The sequence below is a fragment of the Enterococcus sp. FSL R5-0957 genome (assembly GCF_038008005.1).
Lineage (GTDB): Bacteria > Bacillota > Bacilli > Lactobacillales > Enterococcaceae > Enterococcus_B > Enterococcus_B faecium.
The window spans coordinates 1,761,522-1,785,941 of sequence record NZ_JBBOYG010000001.1 but is presented as its reverse complement, the minus strand read 5'-3'; the positions used below and the strand labels follow the sequence as shown (position 1 = coordinate 1,785,941).

Annotated in this window: 25 protein-coding genes and 4 pseudogenes; 18 read left to right on the top strand and 11 right to left on the bottom strand. The window is 36.5% G+C overall.

The window, feature by feature from the left end; translation table 11 throughout:
- Positions 1-10: 10 nt before the first annotated feature.
- The gene (locus tag MKX69_RS08665; RefSeq protein ID WP_308947474.1) at positions 11-958 is read left to right on the top strand and encodes an NAD-dependent epimerase/dehydratase family protein; all 948 of its coding nucleotides are present in this window, start codon (positions 11-13) and stop codon (positions 956-958) included.
- Between the two features lie 38 nt (positions 959-996).
- On the opposite strand, the pseudogene MKX69_RS08660 reads toward MKX69_RS08665, so the two are convergent.
- A pseudogene (locus tag MKX69_RS08660) lies at positions 997-1,917 on the bottom strand (serine hydrolase domain-containing protein); the annotation flags it as partial.
- Positions 1,918-2,007: 90 nt separating this feature from the next.
- On the opposite strand from MKX69_RS08660, the gene MKX69_RS08655 reads away from it, so the two are divergent.
- On the top strand, positions 2,008-2,967 hold the full coding sequence (locus MKX69_RS08655; protein ID WP_002293280.1) for an IS30-like element IS6770 family transposase: 960 nt from the start codon (positions 2,008-2,010) through the stop codon (positions 2,965-2,967).
- A gap of 9 nt (positions 2,968-2,976) precedes the next feature.
- On the opposite strand, the pseudogene MKX69_RS08650 reads toward MKX69_RS08655, so the two are convergent.
- Positions 2,977-3,225: pseudogene (locus tag MKX69_RS08650) on the bottom strand (serine hydrolase); the annotation flags it as partial.
- A gap of 164 nt (positions 3,226-3,389) precedes the next feature.
- Between MKX69_RS08650 and mltG the strand changes: the two are divergent.
- The 7 genes from mltG (at position 3,390) to MKX69_RS08615 (ending at position 8,908) form a co-directional block, all read left to right on the top strand.
- Entirely contained in the window at positions 3,390-4,565 is a 1,176-nt protein-coding gene (gene mltG / locus MKX69_RS08645) for an endolytic transglycosylase MltG (protein WP_341009779.1), read from the top strand.
- A 135-nt stretch (positions 4,566-4,700) separates the two neighbouring features.
- Complete coding sequence (gene greA / locus MKX69_RS08640; protein ID WP_002295409.1) at positions 4,701-5,180, top strand: transcription elongation factor GreA; 480 nt, start codon at positions 4,701-4,703, stop codon at positions 5,178-5,180.
- A 167-nt stretch (positions 5,181-5,347) separates the two neighbouring features.
- Positions 5,348-6,079 carry a cell wall-active antibiotics response protein LiaF gene (liaF, locus tag MKX69_RS08635; RefSeq protein ID WP_258430498.1) on the top strand — a complete coding sequence of 244 codons (732 nt, stop codon included), beginning with the start codon at positions 5,348-5,350 and terminating at the stop codon, positions 6,077-6,079.
- On the top strand, positions 6,076-7,143 hold the full coding sequence (gene liaS, locus MKX69_RS08630) for a two-component system sensor histidine kinase LiaS (RefSeq protein WP_002318624.1): 1,068 nt from the start codon (positions 6,076-6,078) through the stop codon (positions 7,141-7,143). Before liaF ends, liaS begins: the two co-directional genes overlap by 4 nt.
- 6 nt (positions 7,144-7,149) lie before the next feature.
- The gene (locus MKX69_RS08625) at positions 7,150-7,782 is read left to right on the top strand and encodes a response regulator transcription factor (protein ID WP_002318625.1); all 633 of its coding nucleotides are present in this window, start codon (positions 7,150-7,152) and stop codon (positions 7,780-7,782) included.
- 139 nt (positions 7,783-7,921) lie between these two features.
- Positions 7,922-8,587 carry a potassium channel family protein gene (locus tag MKX69_RS08620; protein ID WP_002339643.1) on the top strand — a complete coding sequence of 222 codons (666 nt, stop codon included), beginning with the start codon at positions 7,922-7,924 and terminating at the stop codon, positions 8,585-8,587.
- Positions 8,588-8,614: 27 nt separating this feature from the next.
- Positions 8,615-8,908 carry a HesB/YadR/YfhF family protein gene (locus MKX69_RS08615; protein WP_002318627.1) on the top strand — a complete coding sequence of 98 codons (294 nt, stop codon included), beginning with the start codon at positions 8,615-8,617 and terminating at the stop codon, positions 8,906-8,908.
- Between the two features lie 67 nt (positions 8,909-8,975).
- Here the strand turns inward: MKX69_RS08615 and MKX69_RS08610 are convergent, their stop codons facing one another.
- Both MKX69_RS08610 and MKX69_RS08605 read right to left on the bottom strand, forming a co-directional pair.
- Positions 8,976-9,923 (bottom strand): phosphoglycerate dehydrogenase, encoded by a 948-nt coding sequence (locus tag MKX69_RS08610; RefSeq protein WP_002289148.1) that lies wholly within the window; start codon positions 9,921-9,923, stop codon positions 8,976-8,978.
- Between the two features lie 178 nt (positions 9,924-10,101).
- Positions 10,102-10,905 (bottom strand): DUF1189 domain-containing protein, encoded by an 804-nt coding sequence (locus tag MKX69_RS08605; protein ID WP_002339644.1) that lies wholly within the window; start codon positions 10,903-10,905, stop codon positions 10,102-10,104.
- A 145-nt stretch (positions 10,906-11,050) separates the two neighbouring features.
- On the opposite strand from MKX69_RS08605, the pseudogene MKX69_RS08600 reads away from it, so the two are divergent.
- The 5 genes and pseudogenes from MKX69_RS08600 (at position 11,051) to MKX69_RS08580 (ending at position 15,484) form a co-directional block, all read left to right on the top strand.
- Positions 11,051-11,964, top strand: a pseudogene (locus MKX69_RS08600) (cation diffusion facilitator family transporter).
- A gap of 47 nt (positions 11,965-12,011) precedes the next feature.
- Positions 12,012-12,482: a GtrA family protein gene (locus tag MKX69_RS08595; protein WP_002339646.1), complete on the top strand. Its 471-nt coding sequence runs from the start codon at positions 12,012-12,014 to the stop codon at positions 12,480-12,482.
- Positions 12,483-12,566: 84 nt separating this feature from the next.
- Positions 12,567-13,175, top strand: coding sequence for a superoxide dismutase (locus MKX69_RS08590; RefSeq protein WP_002298541.1), 609 nt, complete (start codon positions 12,567-12,569; stop codon positions 13,173-13,175).
- A gap of 133 nt (positions 13,176-13,308) precedes the next feature.
- Positions 13,309-13,509 carry a cold-shock protein gene (locus MKX69_RS08585; RefSeq protein WP_002292860.1) on the top strand — a complete coding sequence of 67 codons (201 nt, stop codon included), beginning with the start codon at positions 13,309-13,311 and terminating at the stop codon, positions 13,507-13,509.
- Positions 13,510-14,257: 748 nt separating this feature from the next.
- Positions 14,258-15,484: an LCP family glycopolymer transferase gene (locus tag MKX69_RS08580; protein ID WP_002295400.1), complete on the top strand. Its 1,227-nt coding sequence runs from the start codon at positions 14,258-14,260 to the stop codon at positions 15,482-15,484.
- Positions 15,485-15,591: 107 nt separating this feature from the next.
- Here the strand turns inward: MKX69_RS08580 and MKX69_RS08575 are convergent, their stop codons facing one another.
- The gene (locus tag MKX69_RS08575) at positions 15,592-16,062 is read right to left on the bottom strand and encodes a TspO/MBR family protein (protein WP_002292857.1); all 471 of its coding nucleotides are present in this window, start codon (positions 16,060-16,062) and stop codon (positions 15,592-15,594) included.
- A 321-nt stretch (positions 16,063-16,383) separates the two neighbouring features.
- On the opposite strand from MKX69_RS08575, the gene MKX69_RS08570 reads away from it, so the two are divergent.
- Positions 16,384-16,962: a lytic polysaccharide monooxygenase auxiliary activity family 9 protein gene (locus MKX69_RS08570; RefSeq protein ID WP_002292856.1), complete on the top strand. Its 579-nt coding sequence runs from the start codon at positions 16,384-16,386 to the stop codon at positions 16,960-16,962.
- A 99-nt stretch (positions 16,963-17,061) separates the two neighbouring features.
- Here the strand turns inward: MKX69_RS08570 and MKX69_RS08565 are convergent.
- The 5 genes and pseudogenes from MKX69_RS08565 to rlmD form a co-directional block, all read right to left on the bottom strand.
- Positions 17,062-17,226: pseudogene (locus MKX69_RS08565) on the bottom strand (IS3 family transposase); the annotation flags it as partial.
- A gap of 11 nt (positions 17,227-17,237) precedes the next feature.
- A complete protein-coding gene (locus MKX69_RS08560; RefSeq protein WP_000222573.1) occupies positions 17,238-18,197 on the bottom strand; it encodes an IS30 family transposase in 960 nt (319 codons plus the stop codon).
- Between the two features lie 70 nt (positions 18,198-18,267).
- The gene (locus MKX69_RS08555; RefSeq protein ID WP_341010537.1) at positions 18,268-19,002 is read right to left on the bottom strand and encodes an IS3 family transposase; all 735 of its coding nucleotides are present in this window, start codon (positions 19,000-19,002) and stop codon (positions 18,268-18,270) included.
- Positions 18,972-19,553 carry a transposase gene (locus MKX69_RS08550; RefSeq protein WP_341008892.1) on the bottom strand — a complete coding sequence of 194 codons (582 nt, stop codon included), beginning with the start codon at positions 19,551-19,553 and terminating at the stop codon, positions 18,972-18,974. The genes MKX69_RS08555 and MKX69_RS08550 overlap by 31 nt, the downstream gene beginning before the upstream one ends.
- Positions 19,554-19,764: 211 nt before the next feature.
- A complete protein-coding gene (rlmD, locus tag MKX69_RS08545) occupies positions 19,765-21,147 on the bottom strand; it encodes a 23S rRNA (uracil(1939)-C(5))-methyltransferase RlmD (RefSeq protein ID WP_002295399.1) in 1,383 nt (460 codons plus the stop codon).
- 106 nt (positions 21,148-21,253) lie between these two features.
- Between rlmD and recX the strand changes: the two genes are divergently transcribed.
- The 3 genes from recX (at position 21,254) to ntdP (ending at position 23,849) form a co-directional block, all read left to right on the top strand.
- Positions 21,254-22,051 (top strand): recombination regulator RecX, encoded by a 798-nt coding sequence (recX, locus tag MKX69_RS08540; RefSeq protein WP_002339650.1) that lies wholly within the window; start codon positions 21,254-21,256, stop codon positions 22,049-22,051.
- The gene (gene mutY / locus MKX69_RS08535; protein ID WP_002339651.1) at positions 22,044-23,222 is read left to right on the top strand and encodes an A/G-specific adenine glycosylase; all 1,179 of its coding nucleotides are present in this window, start codon (positions 22,044-22,046) and stop codon (positions 23,220-23,222) included. Before recX ends, mutY begins: the two co-directional genes overlap by 8 nt.
- 93 nt (positions 23,223-23,315) lie before the next feature.
- Positions 23,316-23,849, top strand: coding sequence for a nucleoside tri-diphosphate phosphatase (ntdP, locus tag MKX69_RS08530; protein WP_002290817.1), 534 nt, complete (start codon positions 23,316-23,318; stop codon positions 23,847-23,849).
- Between the two features lie 77 nt (positions 23,850-23,926).
- Here the strand turns inward: ntdP and MKX69_RS08525 are convergent, their stop codons facing one another.
- Complete coding sequence (locus MKX69_RS08525) at positions 23,927-24,361, bottom strand: GNAT family N-acetyltransferase (RefSeq protein WP_002290819.1); 435 nt, start codon at positions 24,359-24,361, stop codon at positions 23,927-23,929.
- Between the last annotated feature and the right edge of the window lie 59 nt (positions 24,362-24,420).

The window sequence follows — 24,420 nt, the reverse complement described above, 5'->3', positions numbered from 1 at the left end:
AGTGAATTTGATGGACACTATATTGATTACTGGCGGAGCTGGTTTTATCGGTTCAACGCTAGCAAATTATTTGGGAAAAGAAAACAAAATCGTAGTAGTCGACGATTTATCAATGGGAAAAAAAGAAAACTTGGATATGGAGAAACAAGTGACTTTCATTGAGGGGGATGTATCAGATCCTCAATTGATGGAAAGAATCATGAAAGAATATCAGTTTGCCTATATTTTTCATCTAGCTGCTGTAGCTAGTGTGGCAGATTCTGTAGAACGGCCTGTAGAAACACATCGTGTAAATTTTGACAGTGCGCTTTTATTGCTTGAATTAGCACGAAAATATCAATCTGATTTAAAACGATTAGTATTTAGTTCCTCAGCTGCAGTTTATGGTGATGAACCAACATTGCCAAAAAAAGAAGAATCAGTCATCCGTCCATTAACACCATATGCTATCGATAAGTTTGCAGCAGAACAATATGTTTTGGATTACTGTCATTTATATGATGTTCCGACTAGTGCTGTCCGATTTTTTAACGTTTATGGTCCCAATCAAAATCCAAACTCTCCATATAGCGGAGTCATTTCGATTCTAGTGGATCGTTACAAAAAACAATTGGCAAAAGAAAAAGCAGAATTTACTTTATTTGGTGATGGGAGCCAATCTAGAGACTTCGTTTATATAGAAGATGTTATACAAGCACTTTTACTTGTTGCCAAGGAAGAAAAAGCTTTAGGACAGCAATTCAATGTCGGTACAGGAAAAAGCACTACGCTACTTGAATTGATTCATTCAATTGATCAAATCTTAGGAACAGAGCTAGCGCTTAAATATGAAGCGGAGCGTTCAGGGGATATTCGTGATTCTTTAGCTGATATTTCAAAAATTCGTTCTTTAGGCTATCAGCCTAAATTTGATATATTGAGTGGAATGGAACGGTATTTAAAGTCAGAAATCAACTAAAACAAAAACCAGCAAGATGCTGGTTTTTTTGTTTCGACTTAGCTTTTTAAATTAACACCTTCCATCAGTTCATAAATCTGATTTCTTAAATCAGTGGCCGGTAATTTGATTTTCTTATCTGATTGGATATTACTTTCCATAACGATTGCATCTTTAGTGTCTTTTTTCATCGCTACTACTGCATGGAATCGATTGATATTTCCCTGAGCAAGGATATAATCATTTCCACTGTAAACACCGCCGCTGTAAGGATGTTTATCACCATTATTTTGCCACAATGAGAAAAGTAGTTCTTTTGGTATGATAACGCCAGAAAGAACACTGGTAAAGAATTTGGTCAAGTCATAAACAGACATACTTATATTTCCTGTACCTAATTCATTTCGGATGTCGGTTTCAGGCTCGATCAATGCTTTTGAATAATCGTCAGTTGCTGACATCTGGTAAGATACAGCATGTTGAGGCGAATTTTTTACATTGTCATAAAAATCTGTATGTTCTAGATGGAGAGGACGAATGATTTCTTTTTTTAGAAGAGTTTCATAAGGATGATTCGTTAGTTTGATCAATATCCCTGTAAGCAATGTATAATTCAATGGTTCATAATGATACGTATCATAATCAGCAAGTTTCAAATGATGAAGGGCGAACTGAATGATTTCACTATCCGACATAGGTTTGTCGGGAGAAGCAGTTCGATGAAGACCAGAGCGCATATAAAGCATATTTTTGATTGTGATTTGCTGACTTCCAGGAATCTGAGGATAAAATTCAGATAGCTTTGTGTCAAAAGTTATCTTGCCAGATTGAATTTGTTTTAGGATAAGTAAAGCAGTCATCGCTTTTTGGATCGAACCGATTTGATAGTAAAGAGAAGGAGAATTCGATTCTTTTATGCGTAGATTTGCGTACCCATATCCTTTTTCTAATATCACTCGATTATTTTTGCGTACCGCGAATTGTAAAATTAAGTTAGAAAAATAAAAAGGCATTTATGGTACACTCAAATTGTATTTCCGACGAAAGAAAACAAAGGAGTGTAACCATAAATGACCTACAAACATCTTACCATAGACGAACTGACAATGATAGAATCATATTATCTTCAACATAATAAGCCGGTTGAAATCGCTAACCGAATGGGACGTGCTATACAAACTATTTATAATGTAGTCAATAAGTTCAAGCAAGGCAAGACTGCTCTTGATTATTGGCACCAGTATAAAGAAAATAAGAAAAAATGTGGGAGAAAAGTCATTCAATTACCTGCTCATGAAGTAGATTACATTAAAGAGAAAGTCACTCTTGGTTGGACGCCTGACGTCATTATCGGGCGAAAAGAAAGGCCTGTTTCATGCGGTATGAGAACACTTTATCGTTTATTTTCTAAAGGAATATTTGATATTGACACACTACCGATGAAAGGTAAAAGAAAACCCAATGGCCATCAGGAAAAACGGGGAAAACAACAGTATCAGCGCTCAATCCATGATCGACCTGATAATTATCCTGATTTCAATTCTGAGTTTGGTCACCTTGAAGGTGATACGATCGTTGGCATTCATCATAAAAGTGCCGTCATTACTTTAGTTGAAAGATTATCTAAAGTCATTATCACGATTAAACCCAACGGCCGTAAGGCATTAGATATTGAAACTGCCCTTAATCAATGGTTTTCTCGCTTCCCTAAAAACTTCTTTAAATCTATTACGTTTGACTGTGGAAAAGAATTTTCTAACTGGAAAGCCATTAGTAACCAACATGATATTGATATATATTTTGCGGACCCTGGAACACCTTCTCAACGCCCATTAAACGAGAATTCTAACGGGATTCTGCGTCGTAATGGACTGCCGAAATCAATGGATTTTAGAGAAGTGAATCAGACATTTATTTCCAGTGTCAGCAATCAACGTAATCATATTCCAAGAAAATCATTGAATTACAGAACACCAATCGAAATATTTTTGAGCTATGTACAAGAAGCATTTTATTCTAGCTTAATTTGACAAATCATATACATAAATCGAACCGATATAATCTGATTTTTGCAGTAATTGATCAATTTTGCTGGCAAGCATCTGCTCATTAGATGTTAAATTGGAAGCAAGTTGTGCGGGTTCCGTTTTATAAATTTGTGGTTGAGGTTGTTTTGTTAATTGCCATCCTGTAATGATGCCTGTTGAAAAGAAGCTGACAGCCAGCAACAAAACTGCGAGAAAAGAAAGAGAGATCTGCTGTTTTTTTTGATGTTTTCCTTTTGCCATATTAATTCCTTTCTATCCATTTTTAACTATTTTTCATTGTAATCCTCAAAAAGAGCATTTGCCACTTACAATTTTGACATAATATTTGGTAAAATAATTCACGGCAGTAGAAATTTCATGTATAATAAACAGAGTTACGAAGATGATAGTAAGGAGGAGTTGTTTTGTCAGGAAACAAACAACACCCAAGCAAAGACAAAAAAGAAGCCAGTAAGGCAGCTACAGCAGATATAATCGACAAGCGGAGAAATCTGCGTAAAAAAGAAGATAAGATCGTGAGGAAGATCATTTTAGTGATCGCTCTTACATTATTGATTATTGGCGGATTTCTCGGGTTTACCGTATATCGTTATGTAGATAGCGGGTTGAAGCCTTTAGATAAATCGGACGACCAATTAGTCCAAGTGGGAATCCCAAGCGGCTCTTCTAATAAGCAGATTGGCGAAATTTTGGAGAAAGACAATATTATTAAAAGTGGGATTGTTTTCAATTATTATACAAAATTTAAAAACTTAACTGGCTTTCAAGCTGGTTATTATCAGTTAGCGCCTAATATGACTCTTGATGAGATTGGCAAGCAGTTGCAAGAAGGCGGCACATCTGAGCCAACAAAAGTTGCAGATGGGAAAATTGCCATTCCAGAAGGCTACGACATCGATCAGATTGCTGAGCGGGTAGCGAAGGTAACTGGTAAAGACAAGAAAGAATTTTTAGATTTAGTAAATGATGAGACTTTCTTTAACGAGTTGTATCAAAAATTCCCAGAATTGTTGGAAAGTGCCTCTAAAACTGAGAACACAAAATACCGTTTGGAAGGCTACTTATTCCCAGCTACTTATGATTACTACACGAGTACTTCGCTTAAGGATCTTGTGATTGAGATGGTGAACAAGACAAATACGGTCATGCAAAACTATTATTCAGCTATCAAACAGAAAAATTTGACTGTACAAGAAGTTTTAACTTTGGCTTCTCTAGTTGAAAAAGAAGGCGTAAAAGAAAATGATCGTAAAAATATTGCACAAGTCTTCTTTAACCGAATCAAGGCAAATATGCCACTTCAGTCAGATATCTCTGTTTTATATGCATTAGGAGAACATAAAGAATTGGTGACGTATGAAGATACAGCTGTAGATTCACCATACAATTTGTATACCAATACCGGCTATGGGCCTGGTCCTTTTGACAATCCAAGCGAAGAGGCAATCAAGGCAGTATTAGAACCAGCAGAAAATGACTATTATTATTTCGTAGCAGATACGAGCACTGGAAATGTTTATTTCGCTAAAACGTATGAAGAACATATGGAACTAGTGCAAAAATATGTAAATAATTCTTAGAAAAACAGGGGCTAGTCATTGATCATTTTTAGAAAAACATTTACATTTTAAGAAAAGTGTGGTAATCTTTTTTGGACTATATTCCTCAAAAGATTACCTTTTGCGGTATTTTATCGAAAAAAGGAGACGTTACACATGGTAGAGAAAGTTTATCCAATGACTCTAGAAGGTAAAGAAAAATTAGAAAAAGAATTAGAAGAACTAAAAACAGTTAAACGCGGAGAAATCATTGAACGAATCAAAATCGCTCGCGGTTTCGGAGATCTTTCCGAAAACTCCGAATACGAATCAGCTAAAGATGAACAAGCATTTGTTGAAGGAAGAATCACAACAATTGAAAATATGATCCGTTTTGCACAAATCATCGATAATGACGGCGTAGATGCAGATGAGGTATCGATTGGTAAAACAGTTACGTTCATCGAGTTGCCTGATGGAGATGAAGAAGAGTACACGATTGTCGGAAGTGCTGAAGCAGACCCGTTTTCTGGAAAGATTTCCAATGATTCTCCTATCGCGCAAGCATTGATTGGCAAACGTAAAAATGATGAAGTAACCATTGCTACACCAGGTGGCGATATGTTAGTTAAAATCGTCAAAGTAGAACAAGCGTAGTCTGACTGAAAGATCTAGAGAGTTCATCTTACTGATGACGCACTCTAGATCTTTTCTCTTTGAGTATTGCAGTTTTCACTGAACGATCTTACATCTAAAGTCCTATAGCCAACAGTCAAAAAAATAGGTATGATGAAATGAGAATGTGTCAGGAGGGAGAAAAAGCGATGAATAGTTCTTGGCGTTTTTTTGTGGTAGCCGAAGCACTGCTGCTGTTATTTGCTGTTTGGCAAATCGTAAACAATACTGGACTTTTGCTTTTAGTAATATTCGGTATTTTCAATATATATCTAGCTATGCGCAAATATCCTCGTACTAAATTTCAAAATTTTCAATTGATCTTAGGGAGCTTGGTCATTTTTTTTAGCTTAGTCAACAGTCCTGCTTTATGGATGATGGTTGTATTGGCCGTTTTATTTATCGGCCTGAAAGGTGTAGAGATTTCAGGAATAGATTTGACAAAAAATGCTTTTTGGCGAAAAAAACAGATCATGATGGTCCAAACAGAGCAATTAAAAACACATAATAATGAGCGTAAAAGACAGCAATTATTTGGTAACCAACGTATTGGAAACGACGTCTATGAATGGGATGATATCAACATTGCCATCATTTCTGGTGATACTATCATCGATTTGGGCAATACACTTTTGCCAAAAGATGATAATATTGTGATTGTAAGAAAAGGGATAGGCAGAACACGGATCTTAGTACCCCTGGGAGTGGCTATTCGTTTAGAGCATGCGACATTAGTAGGAAATGTCTTGTTTGAAGAAGAGCAGTTTTCCTTAAAAAACGAACAGATCAAAATCTGCAGCAGTGATTATGATGAAAATCCTCGCAGATTGAAGATCATTACCAATACCTTGGTTGGAGATGTCGAGGTGATACGAATATGATGGGAAGAATATCCAAAGCAATGCTAGCTGTTTATTCGGGGATTGCGGCTTTCCTTATTATTCTATTTTCACTTTTCACTTATTTTTATGCCAGTAACCAAAGTCATTGGTGGGGAGAATTGCTGCGTGCGCGTTTATTATACGTTCCGCTTATCTTCCATTTGATGGCAATTTCATTAGGTGTAGGATTGATCGTATTTCTATTGTTATCACTTATTCAAAAGGCAAAATACGGGAAAATCGAAGAAAAGCTTCGTGCACTTTCTTCTGGCAATTATGAATCCAAACTTTTGCATCAGCCGATCCCAAGCGCGTCGGATGATCTGTACATCAAAGATATTGATATGGAAATTACTAAAATAAAAGAAAAAATGATCGAAGTATCCAGTGAATTACAGATTATGACTAGCCGTCCTCAATATGTAGATGGACAAACCAAAGAAGAGATTTTAGAATTAGAAAGGCATCGATTAGCTCGTGAGCTTCATGATTCAGTTTCACAGCAATTATTTGCAGCGATGATGATGATGTCGGCATTGACGGAGCAAGCAGAAAAAAGTGAGACACCAGAAATGTTCCGTAAGCAGTTGAAAATGGTGGCAGAGATCATCAACGCTTCCCAGTCTGAGATGCGTGCGCTGCTTCTTCATCTGCGTCCAGTCAATTTAGAAGAAAAAAGTTTAAAACAAGGCATTGAGCAGTTATTGAAGGAATTGCAGAATAAAATCCAGATTTCGCTAAAATGGGATGTAGAAGATGTAAAATTAACTAGTTCCATTGAGGATCACTTGTTCCGAATCGTTCAAGAATTGTTATCAAACACATTAAGACATGCTAAGGCTAATGAATTAGAAGTCTATTTGCATAAAATAGATAACAATCTTTTATTACGTATCATTGACGACGGGACAGGATTTAATATGAATGAAACCAAAACGGGAAGTTATGGATTGAACAATATCAAAGAACGAGTAGCTGGTATTGGTGGAACAGTAAAAATCATTAGTTTTAAAGGGCAAGGTACGAGCGTGGAGATCAAGGTCCCTTTGATGAAGGAGGCATAGATAAAGATGATAAAAGTTTTATTAGTAGATGACCATGAAATGGTACGCTTAGGCGTCTCTTCTTATTTATCTATCCAAGAAGACATTGAAGTGATTGGAGAAGCTGAAAATGGACGTCAAGGCTATGAAAAGGCGATGGCACTTCGACCAGATGTCATTTTAATGGATCTAGTCATGGAAGAAATGGATGGCATCGAATCAACAAAAGCAATCTTAAAAGATTGGCCAAAAGCCAAAATCATTATCGTCACAAGTTTTATTGATGATGAAAAAGTTTATCCTGCAATTGAAGCAGGAGCAGCAGGATATTTGTTGAAGACGTCTACCGCACATGAAATAGCTGATGCTATAAGGGCTACGCAATGCGGCGAGCGAGTATTGGAACCTGAAGTGACAACAAAAATGATGGAAAAAATGAGTCGGCGAAATGATCCAGTATTGCATGAAGAATTAACGAATCGAGAAAATGAAATTTTGATGCTGATTTCTGAAGGGAAAAGTAATCAGGAAATCGCGGATGAATTGTTTATCACACTGAAAACAGTTAAAACGCATGTGTCGAATATATTAGCTAAGTTAGAGGTAGAAGACCGAACTCAAGCAGCTATCTATGCGTTTAAACATGGTTTGGTGAAATAAAAACGATGATAAAGAGGATAATCAAAAGCTGAGAAAATAACTATTATTTTTCTTGGCTTTTTTACAATAATGATGCTTGCTTTTGTTTTTGGAAAGGCTTTGTTATACTGAGAAAAGAAGATACTAAAGGAGGAAAATGGTGAAACAAAATTTTGCAATTATAGGCCTTGGACGATTTGGCGGAAGCATCTGCCGTACACTGATCGAAGCTGGACAAGAAGTACTGGCTATTGACAGTAATGAAGATCGAGTCAATGAATATATGAATATAGCCACTCATGCTGTTGTGGCAAATGCACAGGATGAGATGACACTTCGTTCATTAGGTATAAGAAATTTCGATCATGTAATTGTCGCTATTGGAGAAGATATCCAAGCCAGTATCTTAGTTACTCTGATGGTAAAGGAAATGGGCGTACCGAATATTTTAGCAAAAGCCCAAAATGAGTACCATGCCCGTGTACTAGAGAAGATCGGAGCAGATCGTGTCGTACACCCTGAGCGAGACATGGGGATACGGATTGCACATAACTTAGTATCAAAGAATATTCTAGACTACTTAGAGCTGTCAGATAAATATTCTTTAGCAGAAATCCGAGTCTCCAATCCTAAATTTTTCAACAAAACATTAGCTGAATTAAATTTCAGACAACGTTTTGACTTAACAGTAGTCGCCATACGAAGAGTAGATCAAACGGTTATCGCTTCTCCTGCAGCAGATGAATATGTTCGTGAAAATGATAATCTACTGGTGATTGGAGAGACAGGCGATGTGGATATTCTAGACGATAAGATGAATCAATAGAAAGAAAAGAGAAAGTAGGTTGTTGGGATGGAATTAACGGTAACGCCAAAAGCACAAAAGTGGTTTGACTCAGAAATTGATCTGCCAGAAACTTACGGAATACGTTTTTTTGGAAAAGTCTACGGCAAAACAGAGGTTCATGATGGTTTTTCGATTGGAATGTCAGTTGAACAGCCAGAACATCCTGTAAAGAAAGTGGAAATGGATGGGACACTTTTTTTTATCGAGGAAGCAGATGAATGGTTCTTTAAAGGATATGATTTACTTGTTGATTATGATCCCAACCTGGAGGAGCCAACCTATCACTTTAAAAAACAATAAAAAAAGAGAGGGTGACACAATTTTTGTCACCTTCTCTTTTTTCTTTTGAAAATATTGTTTTCAGCTATTAATATCCTGCAGACAATTTTACTTGATTGGTTTGAAGCTCATGGGTGGCAAAGTAGCTTTTCAGATTGGTTAAAAAAATAGCCATTAATTTCTTTTGAAAATCAGGTGTCAAACCTGCAATGTGGGAAGTAATCAGTACATTGTCCATTTTCCAAAGAGGATGATCTTGTGGAAGAGGCTCTTCCTCAAAAACGTCTAATGCTGCAAAGGAAAGTTGCTGGTTATTTAAAGCCTGCACCAGATCTTGTGTCTTAACAGAAGCACCACGGCCAACATTGATGAATACAGATTTTGGATCAAAGTGTTCAAACATATGCTGATCAAAGAGCCCAGTTGTTTCCTCCGTTAGAGGTAAGATATTGACTACGAAATCTACTTCAGGAAGAACTTCCTTTAGTTGATTTAAAGAAAAAGTCTTTTCCATTCCTTCTGCTGGATGACCGGATGTATTGATTCCATAGCAGTTCATGTCTAATGCTTTGCATTTTTTTGCAATCATTTTTCCAATATGGCCAGTTCCAATGATTAGTATTTTTTTTCCTTGGATAGATTGGTAATGGACCGATGAACCTAACCATTTCATGTCACTCTGTGCCTTTTGTGCTTGAAAAAGACCACGAGAATACCCAAGGATGATTCCTAAGACATGCTCCGTAATCGATTCACTGTGGATGCCACTACCATTTGAAAGTAAAATATGTTTCTTTGAAAAAGTCTCAAGGGGTAGCTGATCAACACCAGCTGAGATAGATTGGACCCATTTCAAGGTAGAAGAGGCTAATAGTTTTTCTTGGTAGTCTGAGTTCCAGCCCAAACTGATCTCTACATTTTGTAGATCCTCTGGTTGTAATTCTGTTTTAAAGATATAACCAGGCGCTATAGTATGGATTTCTTCGATAAATTCATCACGAAATGGACGATCTGCATAAATGATTCTTTCTGACATAGTTAATTTCCCGCCTTTCTTTACTCTAAGTGTAGCGCATACAAGAAGAACTTTGAAGCGCCTTGCTTGTTTTTTGAGAAAGAAATATTTTTCAAATAAAAAAGGGGCTGTGACAAAAAAAATGTCACAACCTCTAAAAGGGTCTATTGAAGTAGAAATAACGAGTTGTCTTTATTTCTTAATTGATCGATATTTTTGCCCATCCTTTGACAGCTTGAGCAAAAATAAAGATTCCTGCAAAAGCAATGAAGGCGCTAGTGTCAAAAGAAGGAAGAAAGACCATCAAGATTGTTGCAATTATAGTAGGCAATGAAATTGAATAGATCAATGTTTTTAAACAATCAAGAAAAGTAGCTTTTGTTAGTCGAAAGCGTGCATAGAGAAAAGCAGCAATGTTGGTAAATAGCAAAGTGATCAGCAGATTCAGAAAACTAAGATAAATAGAAAATATAAATGTCAGGACTTTTATCCAAAGTGGTATAGATGCTTCACTTAAAAAAGAACGGAGCTGCTTACCTGTTAAGTTTTTTAAAGATTCATTGGTGTAGGGAAGTTCTAATTGGTTATTGTTCAACAAAGCAGAAGTCGTGCCTGTATTAGGAAGAGCTATGATAAGTTTGTTTTTTAACATCCCGACACTAACAAAATTTCCCATCAAATCAGTAGAGATGTCCTGTTCTGTTCGTTTTCCCTCTGGATCAAATGTGAAGATAATGGAGTTTGTTTGGTAAATGAATCCTTCTTTTTCTTCGGTTTGAAGCTGCCCGTTTTGGATTGTAAAATCAGGAATGCGAGTAGCAATCTTTTGCCCATCCAATTGAATGTTGTTTAAGACTTGAAAAACTTGAAAAGAGATTGGCAAAGCCATAATTATACTCAAAACTAAAAGATAGACAATGGCTTTCCAAAATGGGACATTTCTCGCCTCCTTTAGGTCTTTGAATCGTATAAAGGAACTGATAATTAATTGTTTTGTTGTCATAAGTACTCCTCATCTAGTAGTGTCATCACTTGCAATTCTAGCGAAGTATCAAGTGAAATACAAGTGCTTTAGGGAAACAGCTGAATGATTGGTGAAATATCAAAAAAATGTTATTCTTGTCTAAAGACTATCCAATATAAATAAAATGGAGGAAGGAATAGTGCCTACACAGCCACAGAGATCATCAAAAAAACTATTTGGAGTAGTGGTTTTGAATGCGGTGATCACTTTATCAGAATTTATTGGAGGGATTATGTCAGGGAGTTTGTCTCTTGTTTCAGATGCTTTCCATAACCTTAGTGATACATTGGCAATTATTTTTTCTTACGGGGCACAAAAAATGGCCCGAAAAGAAGCAAATAAAAAACGTACGTATGGCTACCAGCGTTTAGAAATATTGAGTGCTTTCATCAACTCATTCATATTGATCATATTATCCTTGTTTTTAACCGTTGAAGCATTCAAGCGGTTCACTTCACCAGAAAAGATAAATAGTCATTTGATGCTAACAGTAGCAGTTATTGGATTGCTCGCGAATTTGTTCTCAGTATTATTATTACGACAAGAAGCAGATGAAAGTTTGAATATAAAATCTAGTTATTTGCATTTGTTAAGTGATACACTGTCTTCGGTAAGTGTGATTATCGGAGCAATTTTGATCCGTTTTTTCGATATCTACTGGATCGATCCAGTTATTACACTGATCATTTCGATATATATATTGATAGAAGCGATAATGGTGATCAAAAAAGCTGCCGCTATTTTAATACAAAGTGCACCTGCTATCGACTATGAAAAAATGGAACAAGAAATTGAAGCAATCGATGGGGTAAAGGATGTTCATCATGTCCATATTTGGCAGTATAGCGAAAAGATAATTATTTTCGACGGACATATTGATTTTGAAGATCAGCTACTAAGCGAGATTGAAAAGATATATCCTCGTATAATTTCTTTATTAAAATTAAAATATGGTATTACACATGTGACGATCCAAGCAGAGACAAAGGCAAAGGATCAAAAAAATTAATTTTTTTAAATAAAGATGAAAGTTATTGAAATATAGAGTATGATAAATAAGAATTTTTAATAAGGTAGGTTGGCTCATGAAGCAGTATCGACAGTTAAAAGGATATTTAGAAGCAAAAGGATATTGGGAGATACTAGTCTATCTCTTTTTTGGTGGTTTGGCTACGATTGTAAATTTTGTTAGTTTTGCTCTCGCACGCCAATATTTTGATTTAAGTATGGCCTTATCCAATTCTATTTCGTGGTTTTGTTCTGTATTGTTTGCTTTTGTAACGAACAAACTTTGGGTATTCCATTCAAAATCACCGAATTTTACACATGCACTTATTGAATGCGGTAAGTTCTTCTTCTACCGTATCCTTTCTTACGGATTGGACATGGAGGCAATGGTATTGTTGATTAATGTTATGAACAGCAATGAGTATGTGGCGAAAATCATCACTCAAATTATTGTTATCCTAGCGAACTATATTTTCAGCAAGTTGTTTATTTTTAAAGAAACTGAGGTTTTTGAAGAAGAAGTAGGTCAAAGTGAAAAAGACGACTAGGCATAACAATTGAAGAATTTCCTTCTCTTTGTTACTCTTTGTAATGTAGACATTATTAAGAAAACATTGAGGAGGAATTTTTTTATGACTTACACATTACCAGATCTACCTTATGCATATGACGCATTGGAACCTTATATTGACGAAGAAACGATGCATCTGCATCATGATAAGCATCACAATACTTATGTGACGAATTTAAATGCAGCAATTGAGAAATACCCAGAATTAGGCGAAAAAACAATAGAAGAATTATTATCTGATATGGACGCTATTCCAACAGATATCAAGACAGCTGTACGTAACAATGGTGGCGGACATGCTAACCATTCATTTTTCTGGGAAATCATGGCACCAAATGCTGGTGGCGAACCTACAGGAGAAATAAAAGAAGCGATTAATGAAGCTTTTGGTGATTTTTCTTCTTTTAAAGAAGAATTCAAAAAAGCAGCCGCTGGACGATTTGGTTCTGGATGGGCTTGGCTTGTAATGGAAAATGGAAAATTAGCTATTACCTCTACTGCAAATCAAGATTCTCCATTGATGGAAGGAAAGACACCAATTCTAGGTTTGGACGTTTGGGAACATGCTTATTATTTGAAATATAAAAATGTCCGACCAGATTATATTGCAGCATTCTGGAATGTTATTAATTGGGATGAAGTAAACAAACGTTTCGAAGCAGCAAAATAACCATTTCCTCCGTCATATCAGTCTTAAAAATAATTTGGAAAATAAAAGAGCGAAAGCTTGCTAGCGTTTTCTAAATTGGGTATAATGTTCTTGCAAGGTTACTTGCAAGAACTTTTTTGGAGGCTATACATTTATGGAACACGGAACGGTTAAATGGTTCAACAATGAAAAAGGATTTGGGTTTATTACAGTAGACGGCGGAGATGACGTATTTGTTCATTTCTCAGCAATTCAAGGAGACGGCTTCAAGAGCCTAGAAGAAGGTCAAGAAGTAGAATTCACGATTGTTGAAGGTGCACGCGGACCTCAAGCTGCTGAAGTGACTAAATTATAATAATTTGTTGAATAAAGACACGACTTCTTAGAGAGTCGTGTCTTTTTGTCTATTTATGAAGTTTTTAGATTTTTTGGCTAAGTAAATGCATTTGTTCACTTGACATGTCCTAACTAATTATCAAGCAAGGAACATTTTCTTCGTTAGTAATGGATTTTAAAGAAATTTCAGTTTTTGGATGTTGAATAAAAGACCATTTGTGAAACCACTAGTATACTTACTCATTACCATGTCAATTCTATTACTTTAAAAGAAAATCGTTTTACTTTGAAGAGGAGCATATCTATCCATTAAAAGATGATGGTAATGCAATCACTAGTTCGAGTCATTTTAAGAGCCATGCAGTGAGCTGGAAATAAAACGAATAGAAGATGGGTAAAAGGACCAGTCATAGGAAGAAATTTTCGTGAAATCGAATGATAATCTGAACGGTAGGCAAAGACTGTTAAAAAGATGGGAAAGGTATGTGCGATCATTTTACTGCACGATTATTTGGAAAATACCTTGTTGTTCGCTTTTTCTGGAAAAAATACATAAAAAAAGATAAAACGATTGCGAACTGCGTGTATTCGGTCTTTCGATCTTTTTCACGGTATGGTATGATAGTTAAGAATTTTGAGAAATTTTAAAAAATAATAATCGTTACACAAAAATGTTTTTTAAAGTTTTCTTATGATTAAAAAGTGAATTTGCTGATTGAACAGTTATATGAGACAATATTTTAGAAAATGTGAAACAGAGGTGTATTATGAAGCGATGGCAAAAAGTTCTATTAACCTTGTTAGGGGTATTCGTTTTGCTGATTGCCGGATTATCAGCATACGGAATCAGATTTATGGGAGAAGCGAGCCAAACAGTAAACAAAATTTCTAAAAACTCTAATCGAATATCCTCCAAACGTTCTGAGAGAGTAAGCATTGATGACAAAGAACCTTTTTCGGTTTTGCTATTAGGTTTAGATACCGGTGGATTAGGAAGAACGGAACAAGGACGTTCTGATACGATGATGGTAGTAACAGTTAATCCGAAACAAAAAAAATCAACGATCATCAGTTTGGACCGAGATATTTATACGAATATCGTAGGTTATGGAACGGTAGATAAATTAAATCATGCCTATGCATTTGGTGGTGTCGAAATGGCCATGGATTCAATTGAGCAACTGCTCGATATTCCTATTGATCATTATGTAACGATCAATTTGGATGGCATGGAAGATTTGATCAATGCGGTCGGTGGCATCAAAGTGAATAATAAAATTGACTTTACTTTGGATGGTGTCCATGTACCAGTAGGTGAACAAACATTGAATGGAGAAAAAGGTTTAGCCTATTCTCGAATGCGACACGAAGATCCAGAAGGCGATATCGGTCGACAACGTCGTCAGCGGGAAGTAGTGACGAAAATCGTCAATAAAGTTTTAAGTTTAGATGGCGTAAGCAATTATAGAAAAATTTTAAAAGCAGTTGAGAACAATGTGACGACGGACTTAGATTGGGATGACATGCTTGATGTAGCGACGAACTACACCCCGGCGTTTGAAACAATCAAACAAGACCAGTTGCAAGGCGAAGGACAAATGATCAATGATATCTACTATCAAATTTTAGGAAAAAATGATCTTCTTTCGATCCAAAATGAACTGAAGAAACAATTAAATATAAAAACAAGCGATACATTACCTAATTTGAAAAATGAGAATGCTTCAATGATGTTCTTTGATGATTCGGAAGATGGCGATTCGACAAACGGTGATGGATCGAATAGTGAAGGGTACACCGATTATTCTTCCTATTCAGAAAACACATATGATCAGTACCAAGATCCGAATACCTATTATCAGCAAACAGAAGATACAAGTCAGTACTATACACCAAGTCAAGATACTCAAAGTTATGATCCTTACGCTGGACAGGAACAAAATGGTTATGGTTATGACCAGAATAATGAGTATGGAACAACAAGTGGGTACTAGAAAAAAATAGTTTGGTTAATAAAGAGTGCCACCTAAATTAGACAAAAAATCTAACTTAGGTGGCACTTTTTCTATGTGTTAAATTACAGGACGTCTCTTTTTAGCGCTTAGTTTAAAAAATAAATTGAATAATTCAATAGAGTTGCGAATAGTACCCATAAATAATAAGGAATCATGAGCCACATTGCCAGGCGATGATGCAGCCACAACTGATACATAAGCACTGACAAGAAAATAACTAAAAGTGTAATATCGATTGCTGCAATGAAAATATTTCTTAAATTAAAAAATAGAGCAGACCATATAAAATTAAAAATGAACTGAATCACAAAAAGACCGACAAGATTGTTTCGCTGTTTTTTGTTGTTGTGATTAAGTAACAAATAAAGAGAAATACCCATCAATATATACAGTAAGGTCCACATCGGCCCAAATATCCAGCTAGGTGGTGCAAATGGTGGAAGTTGCAAAGAATAGTAATATTCTCCGGGATTTCCGCTAAGCAACCCTGATAAAAAGCCTAATATGACAATTCCTATAACACAAACCCAAAAACGAATATCTTTTATCATCTTCATTTTACTAACTCCTTTCTATAATAGTAGTTTACCATGAAGGCTCACAGCAAGACCTGTATTTAGTTTGTGAAGTAAGAAAAAAATTGATAATTGTTGTTATTAAAAAGTTGAACATTTGTTTATATGAATGATGTTTTTGAAAAAGATCATATGATTTGATTCTCATGTTTTCTATTTGTACTTTTCTCGTCTACTTCTGTTATAATCTGCATCTTACTTTTTTCACCTTTTTTACTTCAACATAAAATTATAAAAGCATAATGTTTGTGTTAATGCAATAAAGCGTTTACAATGTGGTTATCAAATGAAGGAGGTTTCTACATGAAAAAGATTAGTACGTTATTGTTTATTGGGTTAGTTAGTTTAGGGTTGTTCGGTTTTAGCATTCCAGGTTTTGCGCATGGTTATATTACTTCTCCAGGAAGCCGTGCATACCTAGGAACATCAGCAGCAGGAAACTTAAATCAAAATGTCGGAAGAGCACAATGGGAACCGCAAAGTATCGAAGCTACCAAAAATACATTCATTGATGGAAAAATTGCTAGTGCAGGAGTCAGCGGCTTTGAGCCTTTAGATGAACAGACATCTAACAGATGGCATAAAAACATGGTTAATCCAGGAACATTAAATATTACTTGGAATTTAACAGCACAACATCGGACAAGTACTTGGGATTACTACATTACCAAACCAACTTGGAATCCTAATCAACCTTTGAAATTTAGTGATTTTGAATTGATCACAAAAATAGACGACAAAGCAACTGTTCCACCAAAAACAGTCAACCAAACGATCACACTTCCGCAGGATCGAAAAGGATATAATGTGATTTTAGCAGTATGGAATATCAGCGATACGACAAATGCATTTTATCAAGTGATAGACGTGAATATCCAATAATAATCAAAAAGGGCTGTGACAAATGTAGTGACCCCCAAAAGTTAGACTTTTTTGGAGTGGAGAAATCCACTCCTTTTTTCATGCTCTAAAATGATATTTTTACACAACCGTTACGGTTGTTTTACGAAATTGGACGGGACTTTGCCAGTTTAATTTCTGTTTTATCCGTTCATTATTGTAGTAATAGATATAGCTATCGATGGCTGATTTTAATTCCTCGAAACAGTTATAAACTTTCCCGTGAAAAATCTCTTGTTTTAATAAGCTCTTAATTGTCAAATTAAGTTAGACAAATCATCAATACTTACGTAACTCAAAAATACTTCCAAAGGTGTTCGATAATTCAGTGATTTTCTAGGAATATTATTTCGTTTCGATGCGACAGATTGAATAAAAGATTCATCTACTGAATTGAAATCCATAGATTTCAATAAACCATCTCTACGTAACAATCCGTTAGAATTCTCGTTTAGGCCTCTTTGAGACGGCGTTCCTGGATCAGCGAAATAAATGGCAATATCATTGGCATTACTGATCTGTTTCCAATTTGAAAATTCCTTTCCACAATCAAAAGTGATGGATTTGAATAGATTTTTCGGTACAGATTCAAACCAATGATTTAATTTGTTTTCAATATCAATCGCTTGTCTACCACACGGTTTCAATGTGATGATAACTTTTGATAATCGCTCAACTAAGGTAATTACAGCACTTTTATGTTTCAAACCTACGATAGTGTCACCTTCAAGGTGACCAAACTCATTTGAGAATTGGCTATAATCTTTTTCACGTTCATGAATAGAGCGACGGAAAGCTTGTTTTCCACGTCTTTCTTGATGTCCATTTGGTTTACGCTTGCCTTTCATCGGTAAGTCAGAAGGATTAAATAGCCCCTTTTTGAACATACGATAAATGGTACGAGCAGAACAACGAATAGGAAACGCTGCACGACCAACAATCACATCGGGTGTCCATCCTTGAACAACCTTTCTTTGAATATATTCTGATTGTTCCTCAGGTAAAACAAGCGGGCGTCTACCACAGTTTGATTTGTTTTTCTTATACTGTTGATAGTACTCTAAGGCTGATTTTCCTTGCTTGAAGAACAGGTATACTTTATGGATCGTTTGTCTTGAACGATTCAAGCAATGCGCAGTTTTCGCAACAGATTGATTTATTTTGAAATAAGACTCTATCATTACAAGTTCATCCGTTGTAAGATGGGTATAGGTCATTTGTACTCACTCCTTATAATTCTTTGGACGGAACTATTTTGAGTGTAGCACAAATGACTTTTTTAGTTGTCTAGCTTAATTTTACAATCGGCGAGCCAAAAAAATTCTCCATAAGTGAATTATCTAAGCAGTTCCCTTTCCGAGACATGCTTTGAAAGATTTTGTACTCCTTCAATTTGTTTCTATAAGCTTTCATTTGATACGCCCAACCTTGATCTGAGTGAAACGTACGACGATAGGGACAATCGTTAGTGGTCTGGATAGCTTCCTCCAAACCTTCCATTACCGCTAATGCATTGGGTTTTTCAGAGATACGATAGGATAAAATCTCACTATTGAACATATCCATAAAAGGATCTAGATACAATTTATTTTGACGGATAATGCCTTTGGCATCCACTTCATGGTATTTAAATTCAGTTGTATCCGTCGTGATTTTCTGATGGCAGATACTAGTGTAGAAACGACGATGGATCCGATTTTTGGCTACTGCTCCGACTTGACCTCGATAAGAATTGTAGCGCCGTGATTTACGTGTGTATGCCGTTACTTTTATTCCTAGCTTCTTGATCAGGCGCTGAACTTTCTTTTTATTGATAGAGAAACCGCGGTTTCTTAGTTCATTGGTCATCCGTAAACAGCCATAATCCTTGTGCTTCTCCCGAATTTTAAGCATTTCCGCTTCAATCTCTTGATCTGGATTTTTACGGTCCAATCGTTTTTGCCAGTACATAAAGGTTGCCTTAGGGAACTTTAAAGTTTCTAGAAGCTCAACTAATTTAAACGGTCCTCGGAGGCTTGCGATGATTCGTGCGATTGCTTCATTCGTCGTTGTTGGGCTTCCTGTTTTCGCAGCTTCCTCAATTCTTTTAAAAAGGCATTTTCAATTTGAAGGGAACGGACTCGTTTCTCCAACTCCTCGATGCGTTCACGTTCTTCAGACGTTGCTTTAGTTGTAGATTTTTTCTTATTTTTGGGTTCATTTTTCTTAGACAAGATAGGTGGACATCCTTTCGTTTTTGAGAGTCCATCGATCCCACCCTCACGGAATTGATGCATCCAACTAGCGATCAAATTAGGGTTGTTCATGTTAAGTGTGTTGGCAACTTCACGATAGGACAGCTCACTTGTTAGATATAACTCTATCGCATCCAGCTTAAATTGAACAGAATATTTTTTCTTTTGTCGCTTTCTTACTAGACCCTCTTCACCAAATTCTTGATAGGCATTGATCCAGCGCTTCACTTGTGATGGAGCCTTAATGGAATACTTCTTTGCCAGATAATCACTTCCGCCTTTGCCATCCAAATAATCATGAACGATCTTTAATTTAAGTTCAAAAGTATACTTAGCCATAAAAAATACCGACCTCCAAAAGTTAGATTTTTTGGTCTAACTTTTGGGGGTCGGTACAAAAAACTATGTCACAACCCTTTTTTTAAATAAATAGTGTCCTCCTGTTAACTCTTCGGTCACAAGTACAGTATTCATAAAACATGAAGAGCTATTTTTGTTTGGCTGTTCTTATTACTTGATACAGGGCAGACTTTTTCACAACCTCTTTCATTTAGTCAGCGAGTCTCGTCATCTTCACGACAACTTCACAACGTGCAGTCTGAGGAAACATGTCGACAGACTGTAAATATTCAATCTTGAACTTTTTACTTAAATTAACTAGATCTCTGGCAAGTGTAGAAACATTACAGGAGATATAAACAAGTTTTTTTGGAGGGTATTTCAATAATGATTGGATCAATGCGTTATCCAAACCCGTACGTGGTGGATCTACGATGATACCATCAGGCTGAAAACCTTCATTCAACCATTTAGGCAGAACTTGCTCTGCTGTCCCGACTTCATATCGAGTGTTGTGATATCCTAATCTTTCCGCATTTTTTTTTGCATCAGCGATTGCTTGAGGAACGGTATCCATTCCCCGTACTTCTTTGGCTTGTTTTGCTACACTTAAGCCGATCGTCCCAACTCCGCAATAAGCATCCACGATCGTTTCATTAGGCTGGACATCTAATGCTTTGATTCCTTCGCCATAAAGCAATTCGGTCTGCTGAGGATTGAGTTGAAAGAAGGCACGAGGAGAAAGATCGAAAGTCACTTCATTGATTTGTTCTTCAATGGCTTCTTTTCCCCATAAGTGGATCGTTTCATCCCCCATCACGAGAGACGTTTTTTGTGCCTGGACATTTTGCATGATTGAAACAACTTCGGGCAGTCGTTCATTGATCTCACGGATCATTGCGTTTTTTTGCGGGAATTTTTTACTGCGAGTAATAAAAACAACTTGTAACTCCCCAGTTTTGACACCGATTCTAACCATGATTGTGCGGAAGATTCCACTGTTTGTCCGTTCATCATAGATGGGTGCATCAAATTTATTCAATAGTTGAACAACAGTATTCATTACTTTTTGTGTTCGAGGTTCTTGAACCAAGCAGTCTGTTATAGGGACTAACTGATGAGAGTTTGCTTCGTATAAACCAGCTTCAATTTTTTGAGTCTGCTTATTTTTTCGTAACTGAAATTGTGCTTTGTTTCTATAATGCCAAGGCTCATCCATCCCGATCGTCGGCAAAAGTTGATAAGATCGAAAGCCTGCTGGTTTGAATTTTTCCAATGCTTGCAAAAGCAGATCCTTTTTAAAATCCAATTGAGCTTGATAAGCTAAGTGTTGTAATTGACAGCCACCGCATTCATAGTAAACAGGACATGGTGCCACTACGCGATCTTTGCTTGTTTTTTTGACTTTTATTAATTCTCCTTCTGCATAGCGAGGAGTTGCTTTCGTGATTTTCACTAGTACTTCTTCTTTTGGTAGTGCATATGGAACAAATATGATCAACCGTTTGAAATAACCGATTCCTTCACCATTTATGCCTAAACGCTTGATTTTCAAAGGAACCGTTTGTCCAGTTTTGACAATTGTTTCTGCCATAAGTATCTCCCTTTTTCTTTTTTCTGTGGTTTATTCTAACATATAATACCTGATTACGGGGATTTTCTGTGGTATGATAGAGAATATATGTTCGAGGAGGGTGTTTATGTTAACCGTTACGAGAATCAGTAAAGGCAAAGGCCCTTTCTATCGCGTAGATTTATCTGAAGGAGAAGCTTTACAAGTATCTGAAGATGTATTAGTACGCTATCGATTATTAAAAGGACAGGAATTAGACGAAGAAACTATCCAAGAGATCAAGAAGAGTAGCGGAGCTGATTTCGGTTTTCACCTAGCAATGAATTACTTAAGTTATCAGTTGCGATCGGAAAAAGAAATCCGAACATACTTAAAAGAAAAGGAAATCCTTCAAGAAGATCGAAATAAAATCGTAGCCCGCTTAAAAGAATTGGACCTTGTCGATGATTTGGTCTATGGGGAAAGTTATGTGCGCACGAATATGCGCTTAAGTGACAAAGGACCAAAGAAATTAGCGCAGAAGATGCAGCAAAAAGGTTTGAAACTTGAAATCATTGAACAAGCGCTCAACCAATATACATTTGAAGACCAAGTTCAAAATGCACATCAGACAGCCGAAAAAGCGTTTGGAAAAAATCACGGAAAAAGCCAAAAAGAATTATTGAGAAAAATCCAACAAACATTGATGACGAAAGGCTTTTCTCAAGAAGTGATCCAACAAGCGATGGCTGATCTTCCGCAAGAAGCAGATCAAGAAATAGAATATGATTATTTAGTCAAACAAGGAGATAAACTATGGCGAAGAAATTTAAGGTTTGAACCTAAAAAAAGAAATCTAAAAGTAAAGCAAAGCTTATATCAAAAAGGATTTGATTTGGATATGATCCAGCGATTCATTACGGAAAAGGAAGAGGAAAGTGAATAAAGAATGGGAAAAATGGACAGATAAAGAAAAAAAAGAATTTCAAGACCAGTTCATTCAATGGTATGAACAAGAAAAAAGAAACCTGCCTTGGCGCTATAATCGTGATCCTTATCGTATCTGGATCTCTGAGATCATGCTTCAGCAAACCAGAGTAGACACAGTGATCGATTATTTTTATCGTTTCATGGAATGGTTTCCTACAATTGAAGAGCTAGCAAATGCTCCAGAAGAAAAGCTTTTAAAAGCATGGGAGGGCCTTGGTTATTACTCAAGAGCCCGGAACATCCAAGCTGCTGCTAAACAGATCATGTCAGAATTTGATGGGGAAATGCCGCAAACGCCTGAAGAAATTAACTCATTGAAGGGAATAGGACCATATACGACAGGCGCGATTGCAAGTATCGCATTTGGACTTCCAGAACCCGCAGTTGACGGCAACGTGATGCGAGTAGTCAGCAGATTGTTTTGCATTGAAGCAGACATCGCAAAAGCTTCTAGCAGGAAAATCTTTGATGAAGCGATGCGGAAAATCATTGATGAAAAGCATCCAGGTGAATTCAACCAAGCAATGATGGATCTAGGTTCAGCTATCTGTACACCAACCTCTCCAAAGTGTGAGACTTGCCCGATCCAAGCCTTTTGTTTAGCTAACAAACGAGGAATCCAAACGAGTTTTCCTGTAAAAACAAAAAAAGCAAAGCCAAAAGACGTTTATTATATCAGTGCGGCTCTTCAAAATCATTCTGGAGCGTATTATTTTGAAGAAAGAGATAGCCAAAAATTGCTGGCGAATATGTGGACATTTCCAATGATGGAAGTGACACAAGAGGAGTATGAGCGATTGAAAAAAGAATGGGAAACAAAGCCAGAAATCGATCTGTTTGATGACCTAGTAGCAGAAGAAGAGCAAAATCTCCCATTTGAAAAGCAGGAACTCTTTGTTTGGCAGACACGACATTTAGGAGAAGTTACTCATATTTTTAGTCATCTGAAATGGCATGTTCTCCTTTTTTACGGACGGGCAACCGAGGGAGCAGAACAAGAATTTACCGAGAACAAAACTTCGAAGTGGTTGAAGCCTGATGCATTTGATTCGGTCGTTTTTCCTAAGGTCCAAATGAAACTGGTAGATCAGTTAGAGAAAAATCGAAACAATAGGAATCCTTTCTAGGCAAAGCTCATTTTTATTGATATAATAATTATGATGTCGGTGTAATGAACACCCAAACACAAAGCACAAAATGCTGCTTAAGGAAGGGTTGCTATGGGAGTTCCAAAAGAAGGAGAGTTTGTGACGATCCAAAGTTACAAGCACGACGGCAAATTGCATCGAACGTGGCGAGATACCATGGTATTAAAAACAAGCGAACACTCTATGATCGGCGTGAATGATCACACATTAGTCACTGAATCTGATGGCCGCCGATGGGTAACGCGCGAACCAGCGATTGTTTATTTTCATAAAAAATACTGGTTCAATGTAATAGCAATGATCAGAGAAAAGGGGGTTTCCTATTATTGTAATCTAGCTTCACCTTTTTTGCTGGACGATGAGGCCTTGAAATATATCGACTATGACTTGGATATCAAGGTATTTCCTGACGGCGAGAAACGACTATTGGATGTCGATGAATATGAGATGCACAGCAAAATGATGAATTATCCGAACGATATTGACTTCATCCTAAAAGAAAATGTGAAGATTCTGGTTGACTGGATCAATAATGGAGATGGCCCGTTCTCGGAAGGCTATATTGATATTTGGTATAACCGTTACAAGCAATTGTCGCGTAAGTAAACACAAAAAAGAACAGTAAGCCAGTGAGAGATTTTTCTCAAAAGCTTGCTGTTTTTTGCTTTTTTCGAAATAAATTTTTATAAAGTCTTTTTCATATAAATATGAGGCATGCCAGCATCTTCAAAAGGATCGCCGTAAGCTGTATATCCTAGTTTTTCGTAAAAAGTTTCAGCTGTGGACTGTGCCCCTAATAAAATCGTATTATAGCCTTGATTCTTAGCAAAGTTTTCTGCTTCTTCAATCAATATTTTTCCTAACCCTTGGTGTCTGTATTCAGAAAGAATCGCCATCCGCTGTAATTTCATTTTTCCGTTTTCTAAAGGCAAAAGACGTACAGTTCCTTGCGGTTCTTTTTTATCTGAGTACAGGACGAAGTGGATACAATGGGCTTCATCTTTGTCTATTTCTCGAGACAAAGGCACACCCTGTTCGACTACAAAAACTTGATGCCTGATCCGTACAGCATCTAAGTAAATATTGCTCATTGTATCTTTTGTTTGTACAACTTTCATGGTCTAGCCACCTTCCTTTCGTATAGTATACTGGAAAATAAAACAAATAAAAAGTATGG